This window comes from Mesorhizobium sp. M4A.F.Ca.ET.050.02.1.1 (assembly GCF_003997725.1).
GTDB lineage: Bacteria > Pseudomonadota > Alphaproteobacteria > Rhizobiales > Rhizobiaceae > Mesorhizobium.
Genome location: NZ_RZSG01000110.1, coordinates 1 through 11,919, shown reverse-complemented (window position 1 = coordinate 11,919; position 11,919 = coordinate 1). Strand labels below are relative to the sequence as shown.

General features: G+C 60.2%; 14 protein-coding genes. 6 read left to right on the top strand and 8 right to left on the bottom strand.

Annotation, left to right across the window (positions count from 1 at the left end; translation table 11 throughout):
- On the bottom strand, positions 1 to 751 hold a 751-nt coding region (locus tag EOA33_RS10770), incomplete at its 3' end, for a septal ring lytic transglycosylase RlpA family protein (RefSeq protein WP_145989107.1).
- 1,568 nt (positions 752 to 2,319) lie between these two features.
- Here EOA33_RS10770 and EOA33_RS10765 point away from each other — a divergent pair.
- From EOA33_RS10765 to EOA33_RS10755, 3 genes are all read left to right on the top strand, one after another.
- Positions 2,320 to 2,838, top strand: coding sequence for a hypothetical protein (locus EOA33_RS10765; protein ID WP_127405606.1), 519 nt, complete (start codon positions 2,320 to 2,322; stop codon positions 2,836 to 2,838).
- A 169-nt stretch (positions 2,839 to 3,007) separates the two neighbouring features.
- Complete coding sequence (locus EOA33_RS10760; RefSeq protein ID WP_127405605.1) at positions 3,008 to 3,211, top strand: hypothetical protein; 204 nt, start codon at positions 3,008 to 3,010, stop codon at positions 3,209 to 3,211.
- Positions 3,208 to 3,555 (top strand): hypothetical protein, encoded by a 348-nt coding sequence (locus tag EOA33_RS10755; protein WP_127405604.1) that lies wholly within the window; start codon positions 3,208 to 3,210, stop codon positions 3,553 to 3,555. Before EOA33_RS10760 ends, EOA33_RS10755 begins: the two co-directional genes overlap by 4 nt.
- A 55-nt stretch (positions 3,556 to 3,610) precedes the next feature.
- Here the strand turns inward: EOA33_RS10755 and EOA33_RS10750 are convergent, their stop codons facing one another.
- The 6 genes from EOA33_RS10750 to EOA33_RS10715 form a co-directional block, all read right to left on the bottom strand.
- Positions 3,611 to 3,841: a hypothetical protein gene (locus EOA33_RS10750; protein WP_127405603.1), complete on the bottom strand. Its 231-nt coding sequence runs from the start codon at positions 3,839 to 3,841 to the stop codon at positions 3,611 to 3,613.
- Between the two features lie 114 nt (positions 3,842 to 3,955).
- The gene (locus EOA33_RS10745) at positions 3,956 to 4,552 is read right to left on the bottom strand and encodes a hypothetical protein (protein ID WP_127405602.1); all 597 of its coding nucleotides are present in this window, start codon (positions 4,550 to 4,552) and stop codon (positions 3,956 to 3,958) included.
- Between the two features lie 1,357 nt (positions 4,553 to 5,909).
- Positions 5,910 to 6,125, bottom strand: coding sequence for a hypothetical protein (locus EOA33_RS10735; protein WP_245482297.1), 216 nt, complete (start codon positions 6,123 to 6,125; stop codon positions 5,910 to 5,912).
- A 324-nt stretch (positions 6,126 to 6,449) separates the two neighbouring features.
- Positions 6,450 to 6,671 (bottom strand): DUF768 domain-containing protein, encoded by a 222-nt coding sequence (locus tag EOA33_RS10725; protein WP_127405608.1) that lies wholly within the window; start codon positions 6,669 to 6,671, stop codon positions 6,450 to 6,452.
- 365 nt (positions 6,672 to 7,036) lie between these two features.
- Positions 7,037 to 7,255: a hypothetical protein gene (locus EOA33_RS10720; RefSeq protein ID WP_127405600.1), complete on the bottom strand. Its 219-nt coding sequence runs from the start codon at positions 7,253 to 7,255 to the stop codon at positions 7,037 to 7,039.
- Between the two features lie 40 nt (positions 7,256 to 7,295).
- Positions 7,296 to 8,168 carry an RNA ligase family protein gene (locus EOA33_RS10715; RefSeq protein ID WP_190234246.1) on the bottom strand — a complete coding sequence of 291 codons (873 nt, stop codon included), beginning with the start codon at positions 8,166 to 8,168 and terminating at the stop codon, positions 7,296 to 7,298.
- A gap of 129 nt (positions 8,169 to 8,297) precedes the next feature.
- Between EOA33_RS10715 and EOA33_RS10710 the strand changes: the two genes are divergently transcribed.
- From EOA33_RS10710 to EOA33_RS10700, 3 genes are all read left to right on the top strand, one after another.
- Positions 8,298 to 8,492 (top strand): DUF3606 domain-containing protein, encoded by a 195-nt coding sequence (locus EOA33_RS10710; RefSeq protein WP_127405599.1) that lies wholly within the window; start codon positions 8,298 to 8,300, stop codon positions 8,490 to 8,492.
- Positions 8,493 to 8,903: 411 nt separating this feature from the next.
- Positions 8,904 to 9,161: a hypothetical protein gene (locus tag EOA33_RS10705; RefSeq protein WP_245482296.1), complete on the top strand. Its 258-nt coding sequence runs from the start codon at positions 8,904 to 8,906 to the stop codon at positions 9,159 to 9,161.
- 9 nt (positions 9,162 to 9,170) lie between these two features.
- The gene (locus EOA33_RS10700; protein ID WP_127405597.1) at positions 9,171 to 9,491 is read left to right on the top strand and encodes a hypothetical protein; all 321 of its coding nucleotides are present in this window, start codon (positions 9,171 to 9,173) and stop codon (positions 9,489 to 9,491) included.
- A 494-nt stretch (positions 9,492 to 9,985) separates the two neighbouring features.
- On the opposite strand, the gene EOA33_RS10695 is transcribed toward EOA33_RS10700, so the two are convergent.
- On the bottom strand, positions 9,986 to 11,919 hold a 1,934-nt coding region (locus EOA33_RS10695; protein WP_127405596.1), incomplete at its 5' end, for a hypothetical protein.

The window sequence follows — 11,919 nt, the reverse complement described above, 5'->3', positions numbered from 1 at the left end:
CCCCGGAATTGGTCAATTGCCCCGGGAACGGCACGGCGGCGGCAGGCGCGTCGACCGACAGGCTCGGCATCGGGCCGTTCATGGCCACCATCACGCCGGTCGGTAAGCCGTCCGACGGATCCGGCCGGTTGTTGCCAGGATGGTATGAGGCAACCAGATACTGGTCGTCATCGCCGTCGAGCGGCGCTCGCCCGACATATTCGACCTTCACCTTGGCCGTGCCGACCTTGTCATAGTCGAGCATTTGCGCGGCTCGCTCCGAAACGTCGATGATGCGGCCTTCATGGTATGGGCCGCGGTCGTTGACGCGCACGATGACCGAACTGCCGGTTTCGAGGTTGGTGACGCGGGCGTAGCTCGGCAGCGGCATCGTCGGATGCGCCGCCGTAAGTTGCATCGTGTCATAGACTTCGCCGTTGGCAGTCAGCCGGCCGTGGAAGGCATCGCCATACCAGGATGCCAGGCCGACCTTGCGGTAGCGCTTGTCTTCCTTGGGATAATACCATTTGCCGCGCACCTGGTAGGGCTTGCCGAGTTGGTCGCGGCCGCCGCCGCGCCGCATGAAGGCAACGCGCGGGCTTGCCTTCACGCCATATTCGGTTTCGGCGAAATACTCCTTCGAGCGCGGCCTCTTGTCGATCATCGCCTTCGGCTGCGGCGTCGAGGTGCAGGCGGCAAGCAGCACCGCCGATATGGCGCACAGTGCAAGAGCTGGAGCGCGACGTAGACGCGGGCGCGCCGAAATCTGCATTGTTATGATGTCCCCTACAGTCTCGCCACCAGCTGAACGTCAGCGGAGCCAAAGCACCTGCCCGACACTTTGCCAGCGACACCCGGATCCCCAATCCCCTTGTGCGCAGGAATTGCTTATCACCGTATTAACCGATTGTGGTCGGAAGGCGGCGAGATTGTGGCAAGGCCTGTACCGGCGTGGCCGTGAACGCCGAGCGAGGCAATGCCAGCGACTTGATTGGCCAGTTGACCGCTGCCATCGCAGCAAAGGCGGAACAAAACTATGGCGCCGGCGTAGTCCCGGCGCCTCGAAGGCTCTCAGACCGGCCCACAGTCCAGAAGGTGCTTGGCGCCAACGCGCTCGTCAGGCCGGCGGTTGCTGGGAAGACGGAGCCACCTGCGCCGTAACGTGCGACAGCCTCTCGCGCTTGGTCAAAATCGGCTTTTCGTAAATCTTCTTCATGATTCCCTTTACCCCGAAAGATCCACTACGCCACAGATTGGTCGGGCGTGTGCCACATTGTCAATCAGGCTGGGCCGATTTGGCGGGATACTGTTGCATTTCGGCAAATATATCGAGCGACGATCCGACGCGGGTGGCAGGTCTTGGCGCCACGCACTAGGGAAGTGCGGTGGAAATGACCTCCCGCGTCTGGCGCGCCAAAAAACATAGACACCCCAGTGATTGGCACGATAGAGGGATGGCCGAGCAGTTTAAGGCCACGGTCTTGAAACGTGGTGAAAGCTTTCCCGCCTGTTATCAGCGGTCTTGAATAGCCGGCGCCAAATGAACAGCCCGCAACCTGCGGCAGCAGGCGCATCGGAACGCCTCACGCAAAATTTGAACTCGATTCAAATAGCGGAAGGCGCTTCCGTTCCATTAGCCAGTGCTGATTTAGAAATCTGCGACGTATTAACCGTTCGTAGACCGCGCTGTCCTATTCTGAGACAGCGCGGTCAACCAACTACCCCTGGCTGCGCAGGCGGCTCCGGCTACCCACCCCCAACGCCGGTCGGAGCCGCCACCCTCTCTTTTGATACCAGCGATGGTTGAATTAACTGTTACCACACGTACCTTCTAACGTGCTCTCCCGATCGCTAGACTTTTAGGGAATCGCCGGCGCTCCCAAAACCCCTGTCCGATTTGGCGATCCCTGACGTCTGGACTCAACCGCCGAATGACGCATCCCGGGTCTTGGGGGCAAGGGACGAACGGCGAAAGCTTGCGTTTCGGCAAATGTACAGGCCGGCGCGGTTGACAGGTCTTCGCGCCACGCACTAGAGCAGTGCGGTGCGGATGATGCCAACAGCAGGATCCGAAGGTCAACACAGGCACCAAAGTGATTGAAAGATCACGATGGAGGGATGGCCGAGCGGTTTAAGGCACCGGTCTTGAAATTCGCTTGCAGGCGTCCCTTTCCTTCCCTCGCGATCCCTATTAGTCGTTGTTGGTCAACGCCATAGATCGGTCCGCTGCACTGTTTGTACCCATCTATCCATCTCTGTGCCGTAGCATTGCGTTGCAAAAACCGTAGCAGCGTGTTCTATGCTTGTTCTCCTGCAGATCTCTAGGAGAGTTGACCCATAATGACGGTCTTTTCCCGATCCACTTATAAGCGTCTCGAAGAAGCCAATGTGAATGATTTGGTCCAGTTTGCGGAGGGCGATGGCTCGACTCTTGCAATCGTCACCGCCAAGGGAGCGGACGAAACATTTGGCTTTCTAATCCTCGCGTCGACCGGTGACGCTTATCCAGAGCCCGAATTCACCCGTTTCGAACCGAACGAATTCTGCCTGAACTATGGCTCTGAGTGGGTTCTTGAGGTTTTGGAAGATGCGAGGTCGGTACCGCGCTCCAATGACGGTGGCGAGCAACCTGGGATTATCCGCTTGCTCCCGGAAGGTCCCATGATGATTGTTCGCGGCGCTCATCCTCAAGACCGAAAGCGGCTTGGCCTCTTCAATCTGGACGCAGGCAAATTTGTCGGTCGCGAACGCTACGAGGGCGCTCCGTGCTTCGGCTGGATTCTTTGGGCAACTGCCGCTGATACGCAGAGAGCCGGCGCGCGCCCAATAGCTAAGTTCCCGAAGGAGCAGACACCGTAAGCACCGGTGGCCGGAGCGACCGGCCATCGAGCGGCATCAGTTCACACCACTGCAACGAAGGCAAACAAAGCAAGCCTCTGATGCCGCGGAGAAAATTCCCTATCTGCAGCACTCCCTTACCAAGGGAGAGTTCCAACACCCGGGGGAAATCTTCCCAAGCGAGGACGTCATGGCCAACGAATACGCTGATATCGAGGATATCAACGGCAATGTGATCGGCCAGCTCGATCTATCCACTATGCGCGTCCTGGCGCCGAACCCCCGCGTCGACGAGGCTGTCGAGAAGGGTGAGCCGATCTACATGCGGAAGAAGGGAGCCCGGATCGCAACGATCCTCACGCCCGACAAACCGAAGAGCCGGCGGTCGAAATGATGCCTGTGCCGATACGGGCGAGCCGAAAGCCAGCTTACCGCGGCCGCGATCTGACGAAGGCGCAACGTGTCGCCGATCAGAATCGGATCATCGATCGCATAGAGCGGCGGGCCAATGAGATCCTGGCCAATTGCCCGGATGACTGGCAGACCCTGTCATTCGGGCAGATTGCCAACGATCTCTGCGTCGATGTCAAGCTCGTGTGGTTTGCTCTCAGCGATGGCAACCAAAACGGTATCGGGGTGCGAGTAGCGCCCTCGGACCGGGAGTTGCTCGAGCCGTTCAAGCGCTGCCCGCATGGGCTGGCCACTAGCAGCGGGCGCGCTGGTAGGACGTCCGCATAGTGACGCGAAAAGAAATTAGCGGAGCGCTTTGGATTGCTGGCATTGAAAGAGGTGTCTAGACAATCGATTCGGCGATCGTTTCGAAGTGAGATGCCACGAATTCTCGGTAGTCCTCTATGTCAGGCTCTACGTCGAGCTCGCGGGCCTTTCTTGCGAGCGATCCGCATAGCGTGGTCGCGTCGGCCTTCACGATAACGCCAGCACTCACTAACATCTGAAGCGTGTCGGCCAATGCCACTCGGTTCATGAAATAATCGAGGCGCGCGGGTGTGGTGATTCGAGGCATGATTCACTCCGTCTCAACTTGAAGATGATGCTTCCGCGTTTGGCTGGAGTCGAGCGCTTCCACACGATGACCCGCCACCGTGAGGCAGCGGGCCGGTTCCGTAAAATGGCCTGACTAACCGACAGACAACCCTCCCCCGCGGGCAATGCGGGCGATATCTTTCATGACGCATTCGAGATCGCTGCAGTCGAACCCCCACGCCTTGTGCACCCGCACCTTGACGGCAAGGTCATCGAAAGTGTGCGCGGGGCAGCGGATCACCCGATCAGCGGCGGCCGAAACGCGGCTGACCTGGCGCTCATAAGCTCGACCGATCTTGGCGAGGCCGATCCTCTGCCGAATAGCCCGTTCGGCCCTGTTGTAGGCCTGCATGGCCTCATTGAACTCAAGGCGCTCAGGATGACGCCATTGATCCAATTCGGCGACGGACATCTTCCGAAAGGCTGCCGCTTCGGCGGCGGTAAGCTCACGCTTTACCGGCTCGACCAGTTCGGCGCGCTCTTCAAAGTACCGGCGCTCCGCGGCAGCGTGCTCGGGCTCAATGGCCCGAAGCTTGTTCCATTCGAGACGAAATGCAGCTTCCAGGCCGGGAAGCTTGCTGATCGGCGGCGCTGGCGAGGCCTTGGCAGCAGGGACGCTGGCGCCGAGCAGCGCAGCGGCGAAGGCCGATCCGCTCATTGCGAGAGCGGCGCGGCGGTTGATCGCGGGCATGCCTTGGGCGGCTGCCCGAACTGAAGTGTTCGGCATTTCACTCTCCGTGTCTGGTTATCGGAACTGATTTACTATGTCCGATAACCTAGAAAAGCATTTAGGCATTGTCAACTTATTTCTAGGTATGGTAACTAGAAATGACATTCTGAGGGCCACATGCTTACCACCGGAAATCAGTTGAAAGCCGCTCGCGCTCTCATTGGGGTCGAGCAAAAGGAAGTCGCCGATCTTGCCGGCGTGAACGTCAACACGATCCGAAGCATGGAAGCCGCGGGCGCCGGTCCGATCGCAGGCCGAGCGCAGAACGTCCAGGTAGTGCAACGCGTCTTGGAAGCACGCGGAGTCGAATTTCTGAACCACGGTCGACCGGGAGTGCAACTCCGAGCGACTTGAGCAGCTCAGCCAGGCCACTCGATCTGACCGGCCACCACTTCCCCGCCCATTTCGCGGATCGCATCAAGCACGATATCGTATCTAATTGGCGATCGGCACCATCTTCGTGTCGCGAAATAGCGTTTCGATGATCGTGTGAATTCGTCGAGGTCGATCATCGTTATGCCAAGCCGCCAACACTCGTCCCTAAGCCCATCGAGCAGGCTGTCGCCAGCGCGGAGGTATTGGACGCGAGGGCGCTTCACTCCTCGACACCGCGCCCGATCACGCAGCCGATCGGGTGTTAGGTCAGGAAATGCTTCGTACAATTCTTGCTGCGTGCCCGAGCGATACAGCTTCCGAAAGCGCCTCTCCTCCTCCTCAGTGAAAATCCTCAAGCGCCTCGTGATTTTAAGACGACGGCATCTCGTTACCAGAGCTGCGCGCGACCTGTTGGGCAATGCGGCCGATAGGGCATTGTAGTCCGGATACAGCGAGTGACAGAGATCATCCTCCTCTTGCCGCCAAAGCGGATATCCATGCGCGTTGACGCCGGTCTTTTGTATATGGAGGCGCGTCGCCTGCCTCAGGCGGGCCAGCCATGCTGCTCTTTCAAGATCCATATCCAAGGGTTGCGGGCATACGGCCTTGTGGCTAGGCCGGCTGCCACACAATTACCGTTAATCCCACTGTGCAATTGAATTGCTGTGCAGAACTTCATCCCGCTTACATCGCCGCCATCACCGCCTCGTTGCTCGCCGGCGCTCTCTGGCGCTACCGGCAGCGCGACATGATCGGCATCGCTGCCTGTTTGCTAATGGCCGGCATGGGCGCCTACATGCTGTTGCACTAAAAACGAACCCGCTGCCGAGGGGACAGCAGCGGGCTTGGCTTCAAGGCTAGCCGGAAGCGGAGGTTGGGACAACAAGGGCATCCGGCCAGCACTTTCAACGAGCGCAAGAAGCCGCTGCGCGACACCTGTCCACTAGCTGCCCTTGGCCTTACCGTAGGCGTTGGGGGTGGTGTCAGGAGTATAGATCGTCCCCACCTTCCTGCCGCCGCACTTGGCACACTTCAGCTTCGGAATGATGTCGTCCGCCATCGCGGGAGCATCCGGGCCGAACCGATCGCGGAGCTTGGCGAGATCGAGCGTCTGGCTATGGTTGCAGGGCGACCAGTGGCAAAACGCCGTCACGGTCATCTTCGCGTCGATCAGGGATTAAACCGTCCAGCCCTTGCCCGCCATGAGGCCGATATAGCGCGCCACAGGGAGGCCCGCCAGCCCGCGTTTCTGCGCACGCTAGTTCCGAGTGGGCAGCACCCTAAAGTCTGCCGAACGCCCGCCTCCCACAGTGTCTGCATCGTCTCCTGTCATGGTGAGGCCACGACGAAACAACTCCCGAACGGCGTTAGATCGAGTCGGCATTCTTCTCTCAAAACGCCAAGCATCCAGCACGGCCAGTTCCTCGGCATTGAGCATGATCTGTAGACGGTATGTTCGTTTGGGCGGCACGTTCTGCTCTCATCAATCTGCAATACCAGGGTCGTGATGGACGATTGCGTCGAGTATGACCTCATAGACGCTGCCGGTGTCTTCCTCAATCTCGGTGCTGCTGATGCCTACCGACTTCGCGTCGGCGAACACCTTTTGGGTCAGCTCGGCAACCGAGATGATATCGGCACCCACCGTCTCGGGAACGTTGGCGCCTATCCACTTGTACAAAAAGTCAGTCCCACGGGTGCTCATGGCCGACATAAGTCAAAGTCGGGCATTAGGTTCCAAGAGCCTCACCAGAGCTGCGTCCGGCGCTCTGGCGCATGCCTCTGGCCCGCTGCATGCTGGCGCGATCAAAGAGGAAGGATCGATCTATTTAGGCAAGGGAAAGCCCGTCGCTGGGAGGATGAGCGACGGGCTTTGATGGTGCCATATAGCGGCTACACTACCTTAGATCGATCGCTTCGCGACGTAGGGCGGCCCGTCGTCATCTTCCACACGGCGACGGGCCGCTCCTGCTTGTGGATGGGACCCCGGAGAGTGAAGGGGTTTGCCACTGTCCTATAAGAGCGACGCGGCAATTCGGTTCCGAATTATTTGCCGACAATTCGAATATATTAGCATCCGCTTGACGAAGCCGCCGTCGACATCTCTTTGATGACCGCATCAAGCTGCGCGATATCCTCCAGCGCCGCTATTTCGAGCGGATCGGCGGTCTGCGCTGCGGTGCGTAGCTCTGGCACGCCATCAGGCCCCATTGGCGCGTGGCTCATCACAAGAGTGTCGCGATACTTCCTGAGCAGGAAGAGCGCTCTATCAATGGTTCGTTGGTCCATCGTGGGAATTTAGCATATGGATTGGCCGAGGCCAGCCGGGCTACTCTTCCCGGACATCCTCCACCGTGGCATGGCGTAGCTTCGGTTCGCCGCGCAAATACCTGACACGGGCAGTGATGCCGGGCTCAAGCCATTCCGCCTTTGAAATGGCTTTCGGCAGTCCTGGCGGTGGCGAACGCCCTTTGCGCACTCGTAGCCATAGACGCTCCCGCATCTCCATGGTGAGCGCGACCGTGGCCGAGCCGGCATATTTCCCGCCGCGTGCCATGATGCCCTGTGGCGCCTTGCCGGGCTCCCGCCTGATGCCCAGCAACTCGAATTCGCCAAGCTCCCAGCATTTTGTCTTCACCCAGGCATCGATCTTGCCGCTCTTGTAGGGACTTTCCCTTCGCTTCGAGACCATGCCTTCGAGGCCCATCTTCTCGACGGCTTCGAAGAAGGCAGTGCCACCGCCCTCGACGTGCTCGCTGTATTGAATGATCCCCTTCGCCGGCTTCACCAGATCCCAAAGCTTCGCCTTGCGCTCGATCGCGGGCAGTGGACGGAGATCCTGGCCGTCGAGGTGCAGGATATCGAACGCGACGAAAGCAAGCTGTTCGGCGTTCCACGTCATCCGCGAGTGCATCCTATGAAAGTTGGGCCGGCCGTCGGGCTCGGGCGCGATCATCTCGCCGTCGAGGATGAATGACTTCGCCGGAAGCTTCTCCGCCGCGGCGACGATCGGCCAATACCGCTTCGACCAGTCGTGGCCGTTTCTGGAGAAAGCGCGGGCGCCGGCCCAGTCGAGTATCACCTGTGTCCGGAAGCCGTCGAGCTTGATTTCATGGAGCCAGTCGTCGCTCACAGGCGGCGTCTCGACTTGCACTGGCTCCAACGGCTTGATGAATCTCAGCCGCTCGTCGGCGTTACGCATACGAACTCCAACGCAACATTCGAATTTGATTCAATATCGCATGGCCGTTTCAGTTCCGTTAGCGTTTGCTGAAGGCCCTCGGAACATTCCGGCACGGTTGCTGTTCTGTTTCAACTAGGAGGAACAGCCATGGCAGACGACAAGAGCAAGACCGATTTTCGAGACCGCGACCGGGTGTCGGGAGACGAGGAATATGAAGTTGGCTATCTTGCGAGCAAGTTCCAACTCACGATCCCAGAGGTCCGCGAATTGATTGCCAAACACGGCAATGACCGCGAAACGCTTGAGCGCGAGGCGAAGAAGCTGGGTGAGCAACAAAATTGACCAGGCTTTCCGGTCAAAAAGCGATAGCCCGGTCTGCTTAAATCGAGGTGACACAGGATTCTGCAGGCCGGGCCATGCACCGACATCGAGGAAGTGCCGGAGCCCCGTTAAAGTGCGCCTTGTCTTGGCAGGCCGCAAGGTATGCCTTTGGGGAAGGTGAACCCGCGCTCGTCTCACGTCCCAATTGGCGGGTTCAGTTTGGCCCGCAATGTTCCCATTGCTCAGGCCGTTGCTCATTCCATCAGGCTTGAACAGAACCTCCGCACCACCGAACTCGAGAGGGCCCGATTCAAGGCACCAAACCCCGATCGGTTCCGGAACATTTTAGCTAACTTGAATGTTTAAATAAATACCCGGCTCAAAGCGGTGGAGACGATGGCGCGAGGTCCGCGAGTTGGTGACGAGATCACTTTGACAGCCACCATCCTGAAGGTGATGGAGGATGGTGTTTCGAGCGTGAGCATCCCGACTTACAACTTTCCGCTTGCGATCGACACGCCGAAGAAGGCCAGGGCCGGTGAAAAAGCCCCAATCAGCGGCTTTGCGACGCGCGTCGATAGCGCCGACGGCAAGATAACCGTTCGGATTGACGGCGGTGGCCTGGTCACAGTCGACCTCGATTCCATCGCAGACTGCTCGCCGACTTCGCGCGTTGCCGTGAGGGAATAGGAGGAACGAGTGGGCAAATATCAGGCCAGCAGCGACCCAGTCTCCGACAACTGCCCCTACGACCTCGATTTGTTCATGGAAAAGCACGGCCTCTCCAGGCGCGCAGCGCAAGTGATCCTGCACTCAAATGGTCCATCGCGTATCCAATGCGATGCCGCAGCAGAAGCCTTTGTTCGCTTCAAGCAGTGGCGGGAGGATGCGAGAATGAAGCCGCCTTCGCAAAGGATTAAGTCGAGCATTGGAGCGCCGAGCCCTTTACCGCAAAGGCCAGCCGAGCAAAAAGCCCGCAGGCCTAAAGCCAGCGGACAAGGACATGGTCAAGCCCCATAGCCCGCCAAGGTCGAGCCGCAACTATGCTGGCACGGCAGGCAGGTATCCCGCGCTAACAAATGTTAGGCTGACCGATGGCCACAAAATGTCGAACCTGTGGAAAGTAACCGCTTGTTCACCATAAGCGGGCAAGGTGATTGAAGGCGTTCCAATCGCGCCTAACCTGACTGTGCGCCGAAGAGGCGCGCCCCCGCCCAAAAGCTGACGGTCGACGCTTTCACGTACCCCAACACCCCCAACAGTATGCGTCGGCCGCCAGCTTAGCGGCGCTCCCTTTTCCTTGAGCTAGTTTCGCATTATGTTCCGCGCCTATGTCGCGCACCACGGTCCTTCAGCTAATTGCAGCGGTGATCACCATCGCCGTCCTGGCCATGCTGCACCAAGGGCTGGACTGGTTTTTAAGCGGCATGTCGATCGATTTCATGGTTGGAGTTATGGTTGGTATGGCCTTGATCCTGTTGGTCTGGATCTACGAAGACCGGAAGGATCGGCGCTCAAGGGCGGCTGATCCCGGTCGGTCCGCTGAGCAGCAGCGCGCGCGCCACACGATCGATTTGTGATTGCTGCAGCCTAGATCCCTGACCTGCCCTCATTAGCGCATCGAGCACGGCGCTCTGTTGCGGGCCGCCTGTTAGGCTGCGCGCCATATCGGCAATTGCCTTGTCGTTCCCGCCATTGCGCAGAGCATCGATGATGCTCTCCACGGCTCGAGTACCTGCCGCACGGGCCGCGCCGCGCGCACCGCCGGCAATGAAGCCCTCGCGCACGCCGAAACCGCCGCTGCTGCTGCCGTCGATGGCATCCCGCGCCGCAATGCGGGCTGCCGTCTCGGAATTGCGCGTGACGATGTTCGACGTGTCGGCAAAGAGCTTTTCGCGGTCGAGCAGATCGATGATGGCCTTGGCCTTGTCCTGGCCGAACAGGGTCGACAGGCGCGCCCGGTTCCAGTCCCCTTCCCCCTTGATCAGGCGCTGAAGCGCGACGCGGTCGTTTGCGTTGGTGCCTACAATGCGCTCGATCTCGGCGCGGGCGCCCTCACGGAGACGAAGCGGAACCGCCGACGGGCCGACCTGCAAGCCCTGCGGCAGCGCGCCCTGCCTGACTTCCTCGGCGAGCTCGTCGGGCCGCGGTGCTTCTCGACCGCTGGACAGCACTGTCTGGCCTCGCTGGACGGCGTCCTTCTGGCGAGCCAGTTCGGCATACTTCGCATCGACCTCCTTGATGCCGGGAACCGTGGCACGAAGCTCATCGTCGATCGCTTGACGCGCGGTCTGCAGGGCGTTCAGCGCGTTGCTGCCCTGCGTGGTTTCCAGCAGATCATCGACCGCGTGCCGAGCGTTCAGCAGCGTCCCGGCGTCGCTGATCAGGCCCGGCTCGGGCGGCGCCTGGCCGCTGGCGCGAGCGCGGGCGATTTCGTCGGGCGTCGGAGCATAGTTGAGCATGTTCCGAACGCGCTGAACGCCCTTCTGGGCCTCGCCGCGCAGCGTCTGGGCCTCGGCGTCGAGATAGCGGGCGATTGGTGCAGAATCGACAGGTGAGGCTTCACGCAAGGCTTCCCGATACTCGGGCTGTCGATTTGCCTGGTTGCGGGTCGCGCGGTCGATGATGCGCGACGGCGTAGGAGCCTCGCCAAGCGTCTCGTTGAGACTGGACCGGATGCGCCAGTTGGCGTTGGCATCGCGAGCACCAATCGCACCGCGCACGATTGCCTTGCCTTCCCCAGGTGTTGCAGCAATAGCGCCGGCCGTATGACGCAGGTTTGGGCCAAGGTCCATCAACATGCCATTGTCGCCAAGTTGCGACAGCGCGCCCGGTTCGACGGCGTCCTGCCGGACAGCGCTGGCGAGAACCTTTGCGGCGCTCTTGTCCAAGCCAAGAGCTTTGGCAATGGCCCCAAGCTGGATCTTGTCGGCAACTGCCTTGACGCCTTTGCCGATCAACGGGGCAACGATGGGCGCGGCTAGGCCGAGGCCGCCCCCGATCAGTCCGCCTTTGATGGTTTCCCTTCCATTCCCGCCCGACCTTACTGCCGCGTCAGCACCGTTGATCACGGCGCCCGATCCAATGCTGGCGGCATAGGTCAGAGGCTTTGAAGCCAGGCCAATGCCGAACATTTCAGGCGCGGCCGCCATCGCTGGCAAAGTGCCAGCTACCGCGCCCGTCACATTGCCGACGGTCCGAGCGATCGGGTGCGCAGCGCGGCTTTCCTGTTGGATATCGGTCATCTCCCGGTTGACCTTGGAAGCAGGCTCCCCGGTCAGCAGCGAGCCGATGCCCGCCGCCGTGGCAGTCAGGCCCTTGTCGACATAGGGACCGGCAATCGGAATGCCTTCGCCGATCGCATTGAGGAACGTCCCGGAGGCACCCATGGCGCGGGGAGAGGCAATACCGGGCGCGTCGTGACCGCTCCCCGGTTCCGGGCCGCCAG